This window comes from Pseudoroseomonas sp. WGS1072 (assembly GCF_049340465.1).
Lineage (GTDB): Bacteria > Pseudomonadota > Alphaproteobacteria > Acetobacterales > Acetobacteraceae > Pseudoroseomonas.
Map to the genome: position 1 here is coordinate 104,685 of NZ_JBMPSU010000002.1, position 18,244 is coordinate 122,928.

Below are 18,244 nucleotides of genomic sequence, written 5' to 3' on the forward strand. Positions count from 1 at the left end.
TGCGGCAGGATGCCGCGGCCGCGTCATGGCCCGCTGCCCCGACGATCCCAGCCCCCACGACCACCGTCAGATCACCAAGGAGAAACCCCGCTTATGGCCACCGATACCGCCGCCGCCGCCGCCGCCGCCGCCCTGCTGGAAGCCCGGCGCAGCCGCAACTGGCTGGAGGCGCTGCCGGAAGGCGCGCAGCCGGCCTCCATGGAGGATGTCTTCGCCATCCACGCGCTGGTGGCTGAGGCGCTGGGCCCGATCGCCGGTTTCAAGGTCGGCGCCGCCTCCCCCACCGCCGATCCCTCCGGCGCGCCGCTGCACGAGCGCAACCTGCGCTTCGACGCCACGCCCTATGCCGCCGCCGATTTCAATATCACCCGCATCGAGGCCGAGATCGGCTACCGCCTCGGCGCCGACCTGCCGCCGCGCGAGGCGCCCTATTCGCGCGAGGAGGTTCTGGACGCCATCGAGAGCCTGCATCCGACGATCGAGATCGTCGATACGCGCTTCGTCAGCCTGGGGCGCGATCCGCTGAGCCACACCGCCGACCAGGCGAGCCATGGCGCCCTGGTGGTCGGGCCGGCGGTCATGGACTGGCGCCACATCGATCCGCCCGCCCTGCCGGTGAAGCTCACCTTCAATGACAGGGTGGTGGTCGAGCAGGTTGGCGGCAACTCGGCCGGGGAGCCGATCCGGCTGATCCAGTGGCTCGCCAACAAGGGCGCCCACCGCTACGGCGGGCTGAAGGCGGGCATGGTGATCACCACGGGAAGCTGCACCGGCATGCCCGCCGTGGAGGCCGGCAGCCGGGTGCGGGCGGAGTTCGCGGGCGTCGGCGCGGTGGAGACGGCGATCCTCTGAACCGCCGCCGACAATCGCGGGGCCGGGGGCGAGCCCAGGGGCGATCCCCTGGCCCGGCTCAGGCCAGGAAGCTGCGCAGCGACCGTCCGCGCTTCGAGACCTGCAGCTTCTTCAGCGCCTTCGCCTCGATCTGGCGGATGCGCTCGCGGGTCACGTTGAAGGTCTTGCCGACCTCCTCCAGCGTGTGGTCGTTCTCGCCGCCGATGCCGAAGCGCATGCGCAGGATACGCTCCTCGCGCGGCGTCAGGTCGGAGAGGATGCGCATGGTGGCGTCGCGCATCGAGGACCGGGCGGCGGCCTCGAAGGGGATCACCGCGTTCTCGTCCTCGATGAAGTCGCCGAGGCGGCCGTCATCATCCTCGCCGATCGGGTTCTCAAGGCTGACCGGCTCGCGCGCCAGGCGCTGCACGGCGCGCACCTTGTCCACCGACATGCCGAGCTCGCCCGCCAGCTCCTCCGGCGTCGGCTCGCGGCCGGCCTTCTGCTGGAAGCGGCGGCTCATCCGCGCCACCTTGCCCACCGTCTCGGTCATGTGCACCGGCACGCGAATGGTGCGCGCCTGATCGGCCAGCGAGCGGGTGATCGCCTGCCGCACCCACCAGGTGGCGTAGGTGGCGAACTTGAAGCCGCGGCGCCAGTCGAACTTGTCGACCGCGCGCATCAGGCCGATGTTGCCCTCCTGGATCAGGTCGCCGAACATCAGGCCGCGGTTGCGGTAGCGCTTGGCGATGTGGACGACGAGACGCAGGTTCGCCCGCGTCAGCTCCTCCTTCGCCTTGCGCATGTCGCGCTCGCCACGGCCGACCTCGGCGCAGACACGGCGCAGCTCGGCCGCCGGCAGGCCACTCTCCGCCTCCAGCGCCGCCACGGCGGCGCGGATTCCCGGCAGGCCCTCGCGCAGCTCCCGCAGGCTGGCCTCGCGCTTGGCAGAGCTGGTCTTGGCCTTCTGCACCGCCTGCAGCAGCGCCGCCGCGCCCTGCTCGCTGCCGTCCCAGAGGCTGATCACCAGGTCGCGGTCCATGCGCGCGGCGGTGGCCAGGCGCATCGCCTTGCCATCCAGCGCCAGCAGGCGGCGGTTGGTGTCGCGCACCTGGCCGACCAGCAGGTCGAGCCGGGCCGGACGCAGGCGCAGCGCGGCGAAGAGGCCCACCATCTCCTGGCGATAGGCCATCGCGGCCTCGCTGCGGGGCGGCATGGCGCGCAGCTGCTCATGCGCCTCCAGCGCCGCCACGAAGGCGGCCAGCACCTCCGGCTTCATCTTCTCGTCGAGCGTGGCGTGCGGCGCGGCCTCGGCCTCCTCGCCCTCCTCCACCTCGACGGCCACGGCGGGGGAAGCGGCATCGGCCGCCATGGCCTCGAGCTCGACCACGTCCCGCAGCGGCATCTGCCCCTGCTCCAGCGCGGTCTTCCAGGCGGCGATGTGCACGAAGGTCATCGGGCTCTCGCAGAGCCCGGCCAGCATGGCGTCCCGCCCGGCCTCGATGCGCTGGGCCAGCGCGATCTCCTGCTCCCGCGTCAGCAGGTCGGTGCCGCTCATCTCGCGCAGGAACATGCGGACGGGATCGTCGGAACGGGCCATGCTGGCCTCGTTGACGTTGCCGCCCTCGCCCGCCTCGTCGGCGCTTTCCTCGGCCTCCGCCTCCTCGCGGGGGGATTCGGCCTCGTCGTCCTGCTCCCCGGCGGAAGCGTCCAGGCCTTCCTCGCCGGCGTCATAGCCGGCGCGCCAGCCGCGCGCCTCCTCGGTCAGGGTGCCGTCGCGCTCGGGCAGGTCCTGACCTTCCTGGCCCAGGATGTCCCCGAACGCCGAATGCCGCGCCTTGAGGGTCTCGCCACCCTCGGCATCGTTCTGATCCGCCGTACCGTAGGTAAACATCCCGTCCATTGATTCACCTGCTTCGTTATGGGGGACCGAGGGGGTCCCGTCTGTCTCGTGCCATGCCGCCGCCCGCCCCGCGTCACGCCGGAGGGCGAACACGGACATTGGCGGGGGATCGCTCTGGGGGTCGGGCGGTGCGTCGGCCGCCCACCGGTCCGCGCTTATCTAGGAAGGCGGACCCACCGCAAAAACCCCTCCGCATGAGGAGGAAAATCGCGAGGCCCGGTGTCCAGGGAGAGGCCAAGCGGAAAGCCGGGGGGGCGAAGTGCCAGCCGCCATGCGGCGCGGGAGGGCAGCAGGGCAGGCGCGGTCAGGGCGGATGGCGCGCCGCGGCGGCGGATTTCCGTCCTGAAACTGCGCGAGACTGCTTGACATCCATGCTCCGGGGGCTGGGGCGGACCCGTCTATACTGGTCGGGAGGTTCACAGCAATGAAATCTCGTAGGGGCAGCCCCGCCCCGCCCGCTCAAGCCTGGGCGCGACAGGCTTGCAAGCGCGGCAAGATAAGAACAAAACTAGAACATGCCCAGCCCCGCCCACCCACCCTCCCTGGCCAGCCTGCGGGAACGCATCGCCCGCCTCGAGCGGGGTGCCCTCTGCCCCGGCCTGGAGGCCTGGCCCGGCATCCCGCTCTGCGCCGCCCTGGATGACGCCTTGCCTCCCGGTGGGCTGCCGCGCGCCATGCTGCATGAGATCCTGACCGCCGGGGAGGAGCAGATGCCGGCCGCGCTGGGCTTCGCCGCCATCCTGCTCGGCCGGGCCGGCGGCACGGTGTGCTGGATCGAACCGGGGCCGACGGGCTGGGCCGCCGGGCTGCATGGCTTCGGCCTGCCGCCCGAGCGGCTGGTGCTGGTCCAGGCGGAACGGCGCGACGAGGCGCTCTGGGCGATGGAGGAGAGCTTGCGCTGCCCGGCTGTGGCGGGAGTGCTCCTGCGGCTGGCGGAAGGGCCGCCGCCGGGCCTGACCGCGCTGCGGCGGCTGCAGCTGGCGGCGGAGCGCGGCGCCCTGGCCCTGCTCCTCCGCCCCGCCGGGGAGCCGGCCGGCCCCACCACGGCGCGCACGCGCTGGCGGATCCGCCCCTTGCCGGCCCCCGACCCCCGCTCCCCCGCCATGCCGCATTGGGAGATCACGCTGCTGCGCGCGCCCCGGCTGGAGGCGGCACGGCGCTGGCGGGTGTCCTGGGACGGCGAGTCGCTGCGCGCGGAGCCGGCGTGATGGAGGCCGCGCCCCGCCGCATCCTGGCGCTGCACCTGCCCTGGCTGGAGAGCGAGGGGCTGGACCCCGGCCCTCTGCTGCTTTGGGGCATTGAGGGGCCGCGCCGCCTGGTCATGGCGGTGGATCCGGCGGCGGCGCGGCTCGGCCTGCGGGCCGGCATGGCCCTGGCCGATGCGCGCGCCATGGTGCCCCAGGCGACGGTGCTGCCGCACGATCCGCACCGCGCGGCGGCGCGCCTGACGGCCCTGGCGCTGCATCTGCGGCGCTTCACGCCCCTGGTGGCCACCGAGGCACCCGACACGTTGCTGCTCGACACCACCGGCTGCGAGGCGCTGGCGGGCGGCGAGGCGGCGCTGGCGCGGCAGGCCCTGGCGGCGCTGGAGGCCTGCGGACATGCCGCCCTGGCGGCCATGGCCGGCAATGCCGCGGCCGCGGCGGCGCTGGCCCGGCACGCGGTGCCGGGCGAGCCGCCTCGCATCCTCCCCCCCGGCACCGAGGCCGAGGCGCTCTCCCCCTTGCCGCTGGAACGGCTGCGCCTGCCGGCGGAGATGCTGCGGCGGCTGCGCGGCCTGGGGCTGCGGCGCATCGGGGAGGTGCTGGCGCAGCCGCGCGGGCCGCTGACGCGCCGCTTCGGTCCCGGCCTGCTGGCACGGCTCGACCTGGCCACCGGCGCCGCCCGTGCCGCGCTGCGCCCCCTCGCGCCGCCGCCGGTCTTCGCCGCCACCCTCGCCCCGCCCGAGCCGCTGATCACGCGCGCCGGGCTGGATGCGGCCCTGGCGCGCCTGCTGCCCGAGCTCTGCCATCGGCTCGAGGCGGCGGGCCAGGGGCTGCGCCGCCTGCGGCTGGCGTTGCGGCGGGTGGATGGCAGCCGGCAGGAGATCGGGCTCGGCACCGGCGGCCCGGTGCGCGACCCGGCGCACCTTGCCCGCCTGCTGCGGGAGAAGCTGGAAGGGGTGGCGCCGGGCTTCGGCATCGAACGACTGGAGGTGCGCGCCCTCGAGACCCAGCCGCTCGAGGCCCGCCAGTCCGAGGGGCTGGCGGATGGCGAGGCGGCGGCGCGGGAGGCGCTGGAGCGGCTGCTGGACCGGCTGGGCCAGCGCCTGCCCGTCTGGCGGGCGCAGCCCTGTGCCTCGCACTGGCCGGAGCAGGCGGTGCGGGCGGTCTCGCCTTTCGCCGTGGTGCGGACGCCCTCGGACTGGGACAACCACCGGGATGGCCCCTGGGGCGGCCGTCCACGCCCGGTCTGGCTGCTAGCCCGGCCGGAGCCGGTCGAGGCGGCCCCCGATGGCCTGGTCTGGCGCGGCCGGCCGCGCCCGCTGCGGCATCGCGAGGGGCCGGAGCGGCTGGAGGCGGAATGGTGGGGTGCGGCGCCGGAGCGGCCGCCCCGCGACTACTGGCGCGTGGAATGCGAGGACGGGCTGCGCCTCTGGCTCTGCCGCAGCGAGGCCCGCTGGTTCCTGCATGGCCTCTTCGCCTGAGGATCCGCCCGGCTTCGCCGAGCTTTGCGCCCGCTCCTGCTTCTCGCTGCTGGAGGGCGCCTCGCAGCCCGATGAGCTGGTGGCCATGGCCGCGGCGCTCGGCCATGCCGGCTTCGGCCTCTGCGACCGGATGAGCCTGGCCGGCGTGGTGCGCGCCCATGTCGCGGCGCGCGAGGCGGGGCTGCCCTTCGCCCTGGGCGCCCGGCTGGTGCTGCAGGATGGGCCGGAGATGCTGGCCTGGCCCACCGACCGCGCCGGCTACGGGCGCCTCACCCGGCTGCTCTCCGCGGCGCGGATGGCGGCGCGCGGCGAGGCCTGTCGCCTCGCGCCGGACGCGGTGGAGGCGGCCGCCGAGGGCTGGGCGCTCGCCGTGCTGCCGCCGCCCGGCCTGCCCGGCGCGGCGGTCGCGGCGGGGTTGCGCCACTGGTCGGACCGACTGCGCGGACGGCTGGCCCTGCCGCTGCTCTGCGTCGGGGCCTGCGTCCAGGCGGGCGACGAGGCGACGCGCCTGCGCCGCCTCGCCGCCATGGCCGAGGCCGCGGGCGGCGGGCTGCTGGCCAGCACCGAGCCGCGCTTCCACACGCCCGGCCGCCGCCGCCTGGCCGATGTGATGACCGCGATCCGCCTGGGCCGCCGGGTCGAGGATCTGGGCTTCCAGGCCGAGCCCAATGCCGAGCGGCGGCTCAAGCCGCTGGCGGCGATGCGCGCCCTCTACCGGGACCATCCGGCGGCCCTCGACTGGAGCCTGCGGATACTGCGCGCCAGCGCGGGCTTCTCGCTCGGCCAGCTGCGCTACGAATATCCGCACGAGATCCTGGAGGACGGCTGCAGCGCGCAGGAGACGCTGGAGGGACGCGTGCGGCAGGCCGTGGCCGCGCGGTGGGACGCCCCGGCACCCGGCCTGCTGCGCCGGCTCGAGGAGGAGCTGCGGCTGATCGGCGCCTTCGGCTACGCGCCCTATTTCCTGACGGTGCACGAGATCGTCCGCTTCGCCGAGGCGGAGGGCATCCTCTGCCAGGGCCGCGGCAGCGCGGCCAATTCCGCGGTCTGCTACGTGCTCGGCATCACCGCCATCGATCCCGAGCAGAACGACCTGCTCTTCGCGCGCTTCCTCTCCGCCGCGCGCGACGAGCCGCCCGACATCGACGTCGACTTCGAGCACGAGCGGCGCGAGGAGGTCATCCAGCACATCTACCGCCGCTACGGCCGTGACCGCGCCGCCATCTGCGCGACCGTCATCCGCTACCGCCCCCGCAGCGCCCTCCGCGAGGTCGGCAAGGCGATGGGCCTCAGCGAGGACGTCACCGCGCGCCTGGCCGGCGCCGCCTGGGGGCCGGGGCGGGAAGAGACGCTGCCGGCGCTCGCCGCCGGCGAGGGGCTCGATCCGGAGGAGCCGCGCCTGGCCCTGGCGCTCCGCCTCGCCGAGGAGCTGCAGGATTTCCCGCGCCATCTCGCCACCCATGTCGGCGGTTTCGTCATCACCGAGGGGCCGCTGGTCGAGCTGGCCGTGGTGACCCGGGCGGCGATGGAGGACCGCACCGTCCTCGAATGGGACAAGGAGGATATCGACGCCCTCGGCATCCTGAAGGTCGATGTGCTCGGCCTTGGCATGCTCTCCTGCCTGCGCCGCGCCTTCGACCTGCTCGCCGCGCACAAGCAGCTTCCCGCCGCGCTGCGCAGCCTGCCGCGCGAGTGCCCGGACACCTTCGCCATGCTGCAGCGGGCGGATTCCGTCGGCGTCTTCCAGGTGGAGAGCCGGGCGCAGATGAACATGCTGCCGCGCCTAAGGCCGCGCTGCTTCTACGACCTGGTCGTGCAGGTCGCCATCGTCCGGCCGGGGCCGATCCAGGGCGGCATGGTGCATCCCTACCTCCAGCGCCGCGCCCGGGCGGAGCCGGTCGTCTTCCCCTCCCCCGCCCCGCCGCACCCGCCGGACGAGCTGGTGCCGGTGCTGGGCCGCACCCTCGGCGTGCCGCTGTTCCAGGAACAGGCGATGCGGCTGGCCATCGTCGCCGCCGGCTTCAGCGAGGCCGAGGCCGACCGGCTGCGGCGCGACATGGGCCGCTTCCGGCAGTCCGGAAAGATGGACGAGTACCGGCAGAAGCTGGTCGGCGGCATGACGGCGCGTGGCTATGAACGGGACTTCGCCGAGCGCGTCTTCGAGCAGATCAGGGGCTTCGGCGACTACGGCTTCCCGGAGAGCCATGCCGCGAGCTTCGCGCATCTCGTCTGGGCCTCGGCCTGGATCAAGTGCCACCATCCGGAGGTCTTCGCCTGCGCTCTGCTGAACAGCCAGCCGCTCGGCTTCTACGCCCCGGCGCAGATCGTCCGCGACGCCGTGGCCCATGGCGTGACGGTGCGGCCGGTCGCGGTGAACGTCAGCGCCTGGGACTGCACGCTGGAGGCGGCGGCGGCAGGATCCGGCGGCCTCGCCCTGCGCCTCGGCCTGCGCATGGTGCGGGGCCTGGCGGCGGTGGAGGGGCAGGCCCTGGTGCAGGCGCGCCAGGCCGGCAACGGCGCGCCCTTCACGGGGCCGGAGGAAGCCCTGCGCCGCGCCGGCCTGTCGCGCGCCGCCCTGGAGGCCCTCGCGGCGGCGGACGCCTTCCGGGATTGCGGGATGGACCGCCGGCGGGCCGCCTGGGCCGTCCATGGAACCGAGCGCGCCCCGCCGCCCCTCTTCGCCACCCAGGACAGCCTGCCGCTGCTGCCGGAGCCGCAGCCCCGCCTTCCCGCCCTCGGCGAGGGCGCGGCCCTGGTCGCCGACTACCGTGCGACCGGCCTGACCCTCGGCCGGCATCCCCTGGCGCTGCTGCGCCCGACCCTCGACGCGCTCGGCTGCGACGACAGCCGGCGCCTGGCGGCGGCGGCGAGCGGCGCGCGCCTTCGCCTGGCCGGCCTGGTGCTGATGCGTCAGCGCCCCGGCACCTCCAAGGGCGTGGTCTTCCTCACCACCGAGGACGAGCATGGCAGCGCCAACATCGTGGTCTATGCCAGCCTGGCGCGGCGCGACCGCCGTGCCCTGATCGGCGCCCGCCTGCTGATCGTGGAAGGCCATGTCGAGCGCGGCCAGGGCGACCACGCCGTGCCCATCCTGCATCTGATCGCCAGCCGCCTGATCGATCGGACGGCGCTGCTGGACGGGCTGGAGGCGGAGACCTCCGCCTCCCGCTCGCCCCGCCTGCAGCCCAGCCGCGACTTCCGCTGAGGCGGCCTGTGAACCTTGCCAGCCAGGACCGCCCGTGCCGCCTTCCCGCCGCCCTCCAGGCCGGCGGGTGGGCCGCAGGCGGGACTCGGCATCCCGCGAATCGCCCCTCGTGCTGTGAACCTTGCCAGCTGATGCGAACCTTGCCAGCCTGGGCGAAGCCGTCCCTGTGAACCTTGCCAGCCACCCGCGCCGCGTCCGCTGTGATCCCTGCCAGCCCGGCCGATCCGGCATTAAGCCTCTAGAATCAAATGCCTAGCGGGTTATCCACGCGAACCCTGCCAGCCCTTCTTCAATAACAATCCTCCTGAATCCCGAAGGATTGCCCTGGGCTGGCAAGGATCACAGGCCTGGGAGGGAACGGCTGGCAAGGTTCGCATCGACGGCGGCCGGGAAGCCGTTGCAGTTTTCGCCCCATGGTCGAGCCGAAGACGATTCCCCCTGACCACCCCATTGGCCGCACCGCTGAACGAGGCACGGCTCGCAGGAACCAGGGCGACCTGTTCCAGACCGGCACGGACGTGCATCGGGTGGTCGCGACCAAAGGTGTCAAGGGTGCGGTCGAGGCCGCCCAACTCGCCATTCTGGAGCCCAGGCCGAACAGCCTGTCCAAGGCCCTGGCCGGCCGGATGGGGCGCCAGATCGCCGACAACGCCTCCTCGGCCATCGTGCGCGAATTCGAGGGCACCAGCGAGATCGGCTACAGCTATTCCGCCTGGTGCCTGGCCGGCCTGCCGCACCGGGACCAGCCCAAGGACCAGAACTGGTTGATCGAGACCGACTTCGCCCGGCTGCTGGTCCGGCCGGGCGTGCGGCTGCGGGACGACAACAGCCAGGAGTATATCGGCACGCCCTTCGGCAGCTATGCCCGGCTGCTGCTGATCGACTGGCAGACCGAGGCGCTGGAGCGCGGCAGCCGCGAGATCCACATGGGCCGCTCCGCCAGCGCGGTCGTCACCCGGCTCGGCATCAACCGCGGCGGGCCGAGCAACGGCAAGGTGGCCGACCAGCTGGAGCGGCTGGCCACCTGCACGGTCGACTTCAGCTTCGGCAACGACAAGAAAGGCGTCATCGTCAACCAGCGGCTGGTCGATGCCTTCAGCTATGTCGGCGAGCCCGACCCGCGCTCCAAGAAGACGGCGCGGCTGGTCGAACGGGTGATGCTGTCGCAGGCCTTCTTCGACGAGCTGCGGCGCCATCCGGTGCTGGTGGACCGCGCGGCGCTGCGGGACATGACCACCTCCCCTCTCGCCATCGACATTTACCTCTGGCTCGCCTACCGGCTGCACTCCCTGCAGAAGGAGACGCCGATCGGCTGGGAAAGGCTCTGGCGGCAGTTCGGCTCCAAGGTCGGCGCGCTGAAGAACTTCAAGACCCAGTTCGAGGGGCCGCTTCACCTGGCGCTGTCCTCCTACAAGAACGCCAAGGTCCGCGTCACCGACCGCGGACTGCTGCTGGAGCCCTCCCCGCCTCCCATCCGCCCCTAGCCGGCTTGCAAGGTTCACACCCCGGCAGCGCCCGGGGTCACGACTTCGAGGAAGGCTCCCGCGCCATCAGCTCCGGCAGCCGGTCGATCAACGACTGAACCGTCTCGTCCGGCAGCGCCGTCGCGAAGCGGAACACCCATTGGCCGCCATTGCGGGTCAAGGTTCCCAGCCTCTGACCCTTATGAACGATATGCCGCCGCTCCGGCAGGGCGGCCCGGCCGGAGGCGGCGGGACCGCGCCCCTCGGCGGCCCGCATCAGGAGGGCGATCTGCTCCTCGCCATCGATCAGGCCGCGGTCACCGCCCGCATCCTGCATCTGGGCATCGAGCGCGGAGAGAATGCGGGGCAGCACCGCCTCATCGGCCTCCACGGCCTCCATCACTCGCCGCGCCCGCAGCATGGCCAGGCGTCGTGGCTCCTTGAGCCGGCGGATGATCTCCTCGGGGAAGCGCGACAGCCGCAGATAGAGGCTGAGGGTTGAGGGATCGAGACCGAACTGCGCGGCGATCTCGCGCGACTGGAGATCGAGGCGCGCCCGCACCTGTGCGAACCAACGCGCCCGCTCCAGGGCGGAGATATCCTCCCGCCGCTCGTTCTCCGAGAACTGGACCCGCAGCATGGCCGCGTCATCCAGCGGGCGGACGCGGGACAGGACCTGGAGGCCCAGCTGACGGCAGGCCTCGAGGCGCCGCCGCCCGGCCGCGATCTCGAACCCCCCCTCCCCCGCCACCCGGACCGTGATGGCATCGTTCTGCCCGTTGGCCCGGATATCGGCCAGCAGGGCCTCGAATTCCGGCCCCTCGAAGGCGCCCGGCAGGCGGTCATGCGGCAAGGGGTCGCGGATCAGGCCAGGGTCCAGGAAGAGAAACTCCTCCTCCGAGGCCCCCGCCCGCTCGGCCAGCCCGCGGGTCCGGGCCAGTTGCTCCTCCAGGGCGGCATTGGTGGTGCTGGCGCGGGCCAGTTCGGCCTCCAGCCGGCCGATGCGCTCGCGCAGGCCTTCCGCCATGGCGCCCAGGGCCGCCGCGGGGCGGTGCGTCGCCCCAGGCGAGCCGAGGGCCGCGGGCTCACCGGCCACCGTTGCGGTCCGGTCGCGCAAGGCCTGGGCCAGGTTCTGGAAGCGGGATGCGGGAGGCTTCATGCCTGTTGCTCCTTGCGACCCGGCCGCCCCTCGCCGCTCGCCCGCCCCCAGTGGCGCAGGATGGCGGCCTCGATGGCGCGGTTGACGGCGTTGGCGCTGGCGATGGCCCGGTTGTAGGCGGCCCGGTCGGTGCTGGGCTCGTACTCGTAGAGGGTTTCCTTGCCGAAGCCCGCCGTGCCGACGATCCGGGAATGCAGGAAGGCCTCCCGCAGGACAAGAGACCCGAAGCGCTCGCGGATCAGCTGCGCCAGGGCATCCTGACTGCGGTCGGTGGGATCGAAGGCGGTGAGCAGGATATGGCTGAAGGCGAAGTCCAGGCCGTGGCCGAAGGCGGCCTGGAACTCGGCGGTGTAATCGGACAGATGGGCGAAGAACTCGCCGGTCGAGGCCAGGTCGGTCATGGTGGCGCGGCTGGGCACGATGATGCCTGTGGCGGCGTGCAGGGCCGTGGACATCAGCATGTTGACGTCCGGGCGGGTGTCGACCACCGCGATGTCGTAGCGGTCCTGAACCATGCTCAGGAAAGCCTTCAACTCGTCGAAGTAAAGGATTCCCTCCTCGACCCCCTGCCCGGCACGGCGCGCGAGAATCTCCTCGCCTTCTCCTAAAGCTGGGCTGGCAGGGACGAGATCGATGGCCGGCCAGTAGGTCGGGCGACAGAGCCTCGCGGCCGAACCGGCCGCGCTGCCGACAGGACGGTTCAGCCAGGCTGTGAAGCAACCTTCGGCTCCGACGTCGAGGCCGGGCTGGAAGCCGAACTGCGCCGAGGCACTGCCCTGGCTGTCGAGATCGACCATCAGCACCCTATAGCCGGCGAGCGCCATATACTGGGCGAAGTGAACGCTGCTGGTCGTCTTCGCGGAACCGCCCTTGAAGTTGGTGAAGACGACAGTGGCCAGGGCTTCGCCGGAAGCCGGGTCGCGACGCGTGGAGATGAGCTTCCCTTGAGCCTCAAGCTGGCGCCGAGCCTGTTGCAACTCACCGAAGGTGAGACGGGCGCGCGGTGCGATCCCCCGGACTTCCTGGCGCGGAAGGGCCTGACGCAACAGGCGCGGCGCCACTCCCCACAGACTGGCGATTTCCGCGACCGAGAAATCCCGCAGTCGCTTGCGCCGCTCCGGCGCGTTCTCGATCTCGATGGCGCTGCGCTGCGCCTCGCGCAGCACCTGGGCGACATGCCGGAAGGCTTCGGACTGACTCATGCGATCGCGGCTTCCCGAACGGTTGCTCTCCGCATAAGCAGTCGGCTTCAGAATGGGAAGCCCCTCCCGCACTTGGATGCATCCAATCGACGCCCTCCATGGGCACCGCACCCAGGGTTGGATGCATCCAAGTGCGGGAGGGCAGGCAGAGGAAGAGGCCTTTTCGTGAGCCAATCCGATGAACTTGCGAAGGTCAAGGAGCGTATCCGCCTGCTGACGGAGAGGACGGTCTCCAACGGCTGCACGGAGGCCGAGGCCCTGCAAGCCGCGGAGATGGTGGGCCGCCTGCTCGACCGCTACGCGCTGAGCATGAGCGAGATCGAGGTCCGGCAGTCGGTCTGCGTCCAACGCAGCGTCCCTCTGATGGGACGGCAGCGACGGCCCATCGATGCCTGCGTACCGGCCGTGGCGCGCTTCTGTGACTGCAAGGTCTGGCTGGCGCGGGAGGGCGAACAGGCGAAGTACGTATTCTTTGGTTTCGAGGAAGATGTCAGCCTGGCCATCTATCTGCTTGCCGTCGTCGAGAGAGGCATGCGGCATGAGCTCGAAGCCTTCCGCGCCCTCCGTTCGCAGCTTCGCGGCCCGGATCTGCGCGTGGCGTCCCGGCGCCACCAGCAGGGCATGGCCGTCCGCGTCGGCGAGCGCCTGGAGGCCATGCACCGCGAGCGTGGCCGGCAGCGGCACAGGGAGGCGCCGGCGGGCGCCGCGCTCATGGTGGTCAAGCAGGCGACGGTGGAAGAGGCCTTCTGTGAAACCCGCATCCGCCTGACCCGAACCCGGCCCAGCGCCGTCCGGCTGGATGCCGCCTATCGACAGGGCTACGACGCCGGAGGCCGGATCAATCTCAACCGGCCGCTGCGGGGGCAGGGGAGGGAGCGGCTGCCGTGACGGCGCGCGATGTCCAGCGCGGGCGGGTCTATGCGTGGGAGGACGCCATCATGGCGGAGCTTGCGCCGGGGACGCTTCGCTTCGAGGCGGCGCAGCCCATGGTCGATGCGCTCTGGGCCGAGCAGGGGCTGCGTCACCCGCCTCGTGTCGAGCGCCTGCCGGTCCAGGCGCGCCGGCGGCAGGCGGATGCCGATCGTCTCCGCATCCGCCTGCCGCCGGAATTCCCGGCCTGGCTTCTGCTGCACGAACTGGCCCATGCCCTGAGCGCCACTTTCGATGGTCGTTCGGATGGGCACGGTCCCCGTTTCATGGGGCTCTACCTGGGCCTGCTGATCCGCTATCTGCGCCTGCCGGAGGACCGGCTGCTGGCCAGCCTGTCCGCGCGCGGCATCCGCGTGGCGCGCGACGCGCGGCCGGCCTTCCTGGATCCCTGAAGGTCGGCCGGGCAAGTCGTGCTCAGATGGGGCAGACCCCGCTGGCGCATTGCAGGTGCGCCCAGTCCACGGCCTCCCGCACGGCGCTGTCGTCGATGCCTTCGACCAGGGCAGCGAAACGCCCGGCCGACACCTCTTCCTCCGGCAGATACTCGTAGCCCAGCTCGGAGTCCGGCCGGCTCGGCAGGACGGAGCAGCAGCGGATGCGCGGCTGCTCCCGCAGCACGATGGCGCGGAACGCCTCGAGATCATGCCGGTCGGTATAGATCTTCAGCGTGTAGCTGACCTGGTTGCCCCGCTCCGCGCCGATCCAGTGCCGCTCGAGCAGCCGCAGCCAGCGATACTGCTCGTCCGGCGTGGCCTCTGGCGCCGTCACCAGGCCGCTTTCCATGCCGAGCCGCTGCGCCAGCGGCACCGTGGGAAAGCCGACGATGGTCATGCCCGGGAAGCTGCGCAGCTCGCGCAGGGGATAGCCGCGCGCCGCGTAATCCGCCAGCAGGGGATCGGAGCCCGGCCGCCACGCGCCGGTCTCGTCCCGCGTGCCCTTGAACTGCACCCAGCGCAGATACTGGCGCCGCGCCGGCAGATGGGCGCCCTCGGTCAGGCCGAAGAGCTTGCTGGTGGTGCCGGCCGGCTTCACCGTCGTCACCGTCACGGGGCGCGCCATGCCGAGCTCGTCGGCGTAGTCGTCCGCCTCCTGCTTGGCGCTTTCGGAAAGACGGTCGAGCATGGACCAGAAGGGGGCGGCGCGAGCCTCGTCCAGCAGGTCGGCGAAGCCGAGGCCGAAGCGCATCCAGGCCCATTCATGGAGGCCCGTCGGGCCGATGCCGATCCGGTTCGTCCGGGCCACTTCCTCGCCGTAGAGGGCGTCCATCCGATTGGCGCGGATGAGGAAGCGGACGCCGAGACGCACCGCGTCCTCGACCCGCGCGTCCCAGTGCGCAGCGATATCATCGGGCACCGCGTCGGGGGTGATGCTGGCCAGGTCCAACGGGCAGGCCAGCAGGGGCGCGAAATCGGCGATGACGCAGTAGCCGCCGGTGACATGCAGCGTGATCTCGCCGCAGGGATTGGTGGTGACGGGAAACCGCGCCGTCGCCGCGCGGCGGGCCACCTCGGCCAGCAGGCCGGCGGCGGCGTCCACCTGATAGCGGGCGCTGTGGAAGTCGCGGCCATCCTCATGCACCGGCTTGTTCCAGGCGCTGCCGGTCCGGTGGTCCTCCAGCAGGTCGCCGTTGATGAAGCCGGGCTCGCCATTGATATAGGCGCAGGCGGTGACCTCCTCGAAGACCATCCGGGCCTGGCGGGTGAGGGCGTCCGCCGGATCCCCGCCGCGCAGGCGCTGCCAGAAATCCCGGTCCACCATGACCGAGTGGTTGGCGGTCCAGAGCCCACCCTCGGACTTGGCGCGGATGAAGCGGCGGATGCCGGGATCGCGCCAGGACTTGGTGGCCATGCGGGCCGCGCGTCGGGCTCCGCCGACCTGCACCTCCACCGAGAGATGATGATCGACCAGCAGGGCCTGCTCCCAGGGCTGCAGGACCTCCGAGGCCGGGTCGCGCGTCCGGGCGGGCTCGATGACGTGGCGGCGGATATGGATCAGGCCGCGCAGCAGGGAGATCGGGCCCGAGGAGGGGCGGCCCTGCATGCCGCGGATCGGGCTGCCGGCAGGCCGGATGGCGGACAGGTCGAGCACCAGCACCCGGTCGCGCTCCTGGCGGAACGCCATGGCCTCGAGGATCTCGATGGCCTTCGCCCAGCCTTCCCGGCTGTCTTCCACGCGGTGCAGCACGGCATTCGCGGGCAGGGGGGCGAGGCCGGGGATCATCTCACGGGCCAGGAAGTCCAGCACCTGCGCCTCGGCCGCGGCGTCGAACTCCGCCTCGCCCGTGCCCCAGGGCAGCAGGCCCATCTCCAGGCCGAAGCGCAGCCGCGCGGCGCGATCGGCGGGATAGTCGGCATGGTCGGCGGCGAGATGCAGGCGCAGCTCGGGCGCCTTGGCCCAGTCGATGGCGATCAGCGCATCGTCATAGGCGCGCCCCACGCCGGAGCCGTTCAGCAGCAGGTAGAACTCCGCGAAGGCGGTGATGGCCGTGGCGCAGTTGGTGAAGACCTCCATATTGCGCCCGGCCTGTCCGGCATCGCCATGCTGCAGGTGGCGCCCCGAGGTCAGCAGCGCGCCGGTCGCGATGGCGTTGCGCAGCCTCGCCTGCTCGCCTGCCCTGTTGCCGCCCGGCAGCAGGCTCATATTCCCCGCCGCGACACGATCCGCCACCCGGCCGAAATCCTCCCCATCCTCGGGGCGGAAGACCGTGCGCCGCCCGATGGCGAGCCCCATGCCGCTGTCCAGCCGGCGGGCCGCCAGCGGTTTCTCGCCAAAGCTCCGACCCGGGATCGTGGCGGGGCCACGCCCCGGCAGGGCAAGGGCGTGAAGCGGCTGGCTGTAACCATCCATATCGACTGGCTCCGGTCTGCAAGGCCCTGGGAAGTTGCGAATCGATCGCAGGCCTTATGCTAGATATGGTAGAGGAACAGGCTTCAAAACACCATATGAAGCGTTCGGCTGGGGAAGTTCACATCCCTGCTCGCCGCAGGAGACAGCCGCGGAACGCGGTGCCCGGAACCCCCCGGCGCGCCTGCCGGAACAGGGTGGGACCGCGGGTCGGGCAGGGGAGGGAGGCCGCCGGCCCGCTCATCAGATGGGGCAAGGAAGGCTCGCTAACGCCTGGAAACGCGGTGTCCGTGCCTCAGGGCGCCTCTGTGAACCTTGCCAGCCATAAGGGAGACCGGAGACGGGAGGACGGCGCCAGGAACAGCGCGCCGCGCGATCGAGGCCATCCTTCCTCCGAGCCTCCCGACGCAGGGCCGGCGGGCAAGGTTCACACCTCGCCGCGCCTCTCCAGGCCGCCCGGCATGGCGCGGAAATGGGTCAGCGTGCGCTCGGCGTGCAACATGCGGTGCGACAGCGCCTTCCGGGCATAACGGGCGACGACGTCGCAATGCCCTGGATCCCCGGCCAGATCGGTCATCTGATGGGGGTCGCGCTCGAGGTCGAAGAGCAGCGGCGGCAGAGCGGTGAAATGGACATACTTCCACCGCGCATCCTGCACGACGCAGAGCGAACAGGCGTCCATCGGCAGGCCGAGCGCCGCCTCCGGCCTGGAATAGTACACATCGCGGAAGTCGTATTCGTAAAAGAGGTGGTCGCGCCATCCTGCGGGCCGCTCGCCGCGCAGCAGAGGCAGCAGGGAATGGCCGTCACAGGCGCGGGGCGGCTGGCCGCCCAGCCATTCCAGGATGGTCGGCAGCACGTCGACGCTCTCGGTGAAGGCATCCTCGATGCGGCCGGCGCCCTGGGGCGCCAGCGGGTCCTTCACCACGAGCGGGACGCGGAAGCTCTCATCGTGATAGCCGACCTTGCCCAGGAGGAAGTGGTCGCCAAGCTGCTCGCCATGGTCGGAGGTGAAGACGATCATCGTGTCGTCCCACTGCCCCGTCTCGTCCAGATGGGCGAAGACCGCGCCGAGCGCGTCATCCACCTCCGTGATCAGCCCGGCATAGGTCGCGCGCATCTGCCGGATGGCGGCCTCGGACAGTTCGGCGGCGGCGCCGCCGGCGCCCTGGAAGAAGGAGCCCTGGCCGATGCCGCTCAGGTAGAAGCCGAGCAGCGGATGCTGCGCCGCCTCCTCCCGCCAGTCGGACCGGCGGCGGATCGCCGGCATCTCCGCCGGCGCGTACATCCGGTTGTAGGGGGCAGGGGCGATGAAGGGCGGATGCGGACGCCAGTAGCCGAGATGCAGGAACCAGGGCCTGTCGCCCTTGCCCTTCAGGTAGGTCAGGGCGCGCTCGGTGAAGTAGGCGGTGTCGGACAGCGCGGCCGGGATGCGGCAGGGGCGGTCGGTCGCGCCGGGGGCGGCATCCTCCCCCTCGGGCAACCAGATGTCCTCGCGGTTGGCCGGCAGCGGGTAGCCCTTCTGCGCCAGCCAGCCGAAATAGCCATCCATGCTGGGCTCGAAGGCGCCGACGCTGCGGAAGCCCTCCATCAGGTCGCCCAGGAGAGTGAAGCGGAAATCCTCTGACGTGGTGGAGCGCGGATCGGGCGTGGAGGTGGTGTAGCCGATCAGCGCGGGATCGTAGCCGATGCCGCGCAAGGCCTTGCCGAGGTTCATGTGCCGCGCGTCCAGCGGCACCGTGTTCTGCACCGCCCGGTGGTTCATCAGATAGAGCCCGGTCAGCAGGCTGGCCCGCGCCGGGCCGCAGGGCACGGCATTGGTCACGTGGTTGCGGAAGGTCACGCCTTCCCGGCAGAGGCGGTCGAGGTTCGGCGTGCGCAGGAACTTCGCGCCCAGGACCGGCACGAAATCCGCGCGCCACTGGTCGACGACAATCAGCAGGACATTCTTCCGGCGCGCCATTCCCATCCCCATCTGCGACAATGGGCGCGACCGGTTACGCGTGGATGACGACGATGGA

At 71.9% G+C, this 18,244-nt stretch carries 12 protein-coding genes; 7 read left to right on the forward strand and 5 right to left on the reverse strand.

Annotated elements, in window-relative coordinates; genetic code table 11:
- Positions 1 to 93: 93 nt before the first annotated feature.
- Complete coding sequence (locus ACF3NH_RS18665) at positions 94 to 852, forward strand: 2-keto-4-pentenoate hydratase (protein ID WP_422925001.1); 759 nt, start codon at positions 94 to 96, stop codon at positions 850 to 852.
- Between the two features lie 58 nt (positions 853 to 910).
- Here ACF3NH_RS18665 and rpoD read toward each other — a convergent pair whose 3' ends face one another.
- Positions 911 to 2,734, reverse strand: coding sequence for an RNA polymerase sigma factor RpoD (gene rpoD, locus ACF3NH_RS18670; protein WP_422925003.1), 1,824 nt, complete (start codon positions 2,732 to 2,734; stop codon positions 911 to 913).
- 515 nt (positions 2,735 to 3,249) lie between these two features.
- On the opposite strand from rpoD, the gene ACF3NH_RS18675 reads away from it, so the two are divergent.
- The 4 genes from ACF3NH_RS18675 (at position 3,250) to ACF3NH_RS18690 (ending at position 10,109) form a co-directional block, all read left to right on the forward strand.
- Positions 3,250 to 3,942 (forward strand): ImuA family protein, encoded by a 693-nt coding sequence (locus ACF3NH_RS18675; protein ID WP_422925005.1) that lies wholly within the window; start codon positions 3,250 to 3,252, stop codon positions 3,940 to 3,942.
- Positions 3,942 to 5,420: a Y-family DNA polymerase gene (locus ACF3NH_RS18680; protein WP_422925007.1), complete on the forward strand. Its 1,479-nt coding sequence runs from the start codon at positions 3,942 to 3,944 to the stop codon at positions 5,418 to 5,420. The genes ACF3NH_RS18675 and ACF3NH_RS18680 overlap by 1 nt, the downstream gene beginning before the upstream one ends.
- Positions 5,404 to 8,625 carry an error-prone DNA polymerase gene (locus ACF3NH_RS18685; protein WP_422925009.1) on the forward strand — a complete coding sequence of 1,074 codons (3,222 nt, stop codon included), beginning with the start codon at positions 5,404 to 5,406 and terminating at the stop codon, positions 8,623 to 8,625. Before ACF3NH_RS18680 ends, ACF3NH_RS18685 begins: the two co-directional genes overlap by 17 nt.
- Positions 8,626 to 9,038: 413 nt before the next feature.
- Positions 9,039 to 10,109 carry a replication protein RepA gene (locus tag ACF3NH_RS18690; protein WP_198366809.1) on the forward strand — a complete coding sequence of 357 codons (1,071 nt, stop codon included), beginning with the start codon at positions 9,039 to 9,041 and terminating at the stop codon, positions 10,107 to 10,109.
- 37 nt (positions 10,110 to 10,146) lie between these two features.
- Here the strand turns inward: ACF3NH_RS18690 and ACF3NH_RS18695 are convergent, their stop codons facing one another.
- Both ACF3NH_RS18695 and ACF3NH_RS18700 read right to left on the reverse strand, forming a co-directional pair.
- Positions 10,147 to 11,247, reverse strand: a complete 1,101-nt coding sequence (locus ACF3NH_RS18695) for a ParB/RepB/Spo0J family partition protein (RefSeq protein ID WP_422925011.1) — start codon at positions 11,245 to 11,247, stop codon at positions 10,147 to 10,149.
- The gene (locus ACF3NH_RS18700; RefSeq protein WP_422925013.1) at positions 11,244 to 12,521 is read right to left on the reverse strand and encodes an AAA family ATPase; all 1,278 of its coding nucleotides are present in this window, start codon (positions 12,519 to 12,521) and stop codon (positions 11,244 to 11,246) included. The genes ACF3NH_RS18695 and ACF3NH_RS18700 overlap by 4 nt, the downstream gene beginning before the upstream one ends.
- Before the next feature lie 93 nt (positions 12,522 to 12,614).
- On the opposite strand from ACF3NH_RS18700, the gene ACF3NH_RS18705 reads away from it, so the two are divergent.
- Complete coding sequence (locus ACF3NH_RS18705) at positions 12,615 to 13,337, forward strand: DUF2786 domain-containing protein (RefSeq protein WP_422925015.1); 723 nt, start codon at positions 12,615 to 12,617, stop codon at positions 13,335 to 13,337.
- Positions 13,334 to 13,771, forward strand: coding sequence for a hypothetical protein (locus ACF3NH_RS18710; RefSeq protein ID WP_422925017.1), 438 nt, complete (start codon positions 13,334 to 13,336; stop codon positions 13,769 to 13,771). Before ACF3NH_RS18705 ends, ACF3NH_RS18710 begins: the two co-directional genes overlap by 4 nt.
- A gap of 22 nt (positions 13,772 to 13,793) precedes the next feature.
- Here the strand turns inward: ACF3NH_RS18710 and ACF3NH_RS18715 are convergent, their stop codons facing one another.
- Together ACF3NH_RS18715 and pehA are read right to left on the reverse strand one after the other, a co-directional pair.
- Positions 13,794 to 16,226 (reverse strand): recombinase, encoded by a 2,433-nt coding sequence (locus ACF3NH_RS18715; RefSeq protein ID WP_422925019.1) that lies wholly within the window; start codon positions 16,224 to 16,226, stop codon positions 13,794 to 13,796.
- A 424-nt stretch (positions 16,227 to 16,650) separates the two neighbouring features.
- Positions 16,651 to 18,186 (reverse strand): phosphoric/sulfuric ester hydrolase PehA, encoded by a 1,536-nt coding sequence (pehA, locus tag ACF3NH_RS18720; RefSeq protein ID WP_422925021.1) that lies wholly within the window; start codon positions 18,184 to 18,186, stop codon positions 16,651 to 16,653.
- Positions 18,187 to 18,244 lie beyond the last annotated feature (58 nt).

Coding starts and splice junctions, on each gene's coding strand:
- ACF3NH_RS18665 (WP_422925001.1), top strand. CDS start 94: ATGGCCACCGATACCGCCGCCGCCGCCGCCGCCGCCGCCCTGCTGGAA.
- rpoD (WP_422925003.1), bottom strand. CDS start 2,734: ATGGACGGGATGTTTACCTACGGTACGGCGGATCAGAACGATGCCGAG.
- ACF3NH_RS18675 (WP_422925005.1), top strand. CDS start 3,250: ATGCCCAGCCCCGCCCACCCACCCTCCCTGGCCAGCCTGCGGGAACGC.
- ACF3NH_RS18680 (WP_422925007.1), top strand. CDS start 3,942: ATGGAGGCCGCGCCCCGCCGCATCCTGGCGCTGCACCTGCCCTGGCTG.
- ACF3NH_RS18685 (WP_422925009.1), top strand. CDS start 5,404: ATGGCCTCTTCGCCTGAGGATCCGCCCGGCTTCGCCGAGCTTTGCGCC.
- ACF3NH_RS18690 (WP_198366809.1), top strand. CDS start 9,039: ATGGTCGAGCCGAAGACGATTCCCCCTGACCACCCCATTGGCCGCACC.
- ACF3NH_RS18695 (WP_422925011.1), bottom strand. CDS start 11,247: ATGAAGCCTCCCGCATCCCGCTTCCAGAACCTGGCCCAGGCCTTGCGC.
- ACF3NH_RS18715 (WP_422925019.1), bottom strand. CDS start 16,226: ATGGATGGTTACAGCCAGCCGCTTCACGCCCTTGCCCTGCCGGGGCGT.
- pehA (WP_422925021.1), bottom strand. CDS start 18,186: ATGGCGCGCCGGAAGAATGTCCTGCTGATTGTCGTCGACCAGTGGCGC.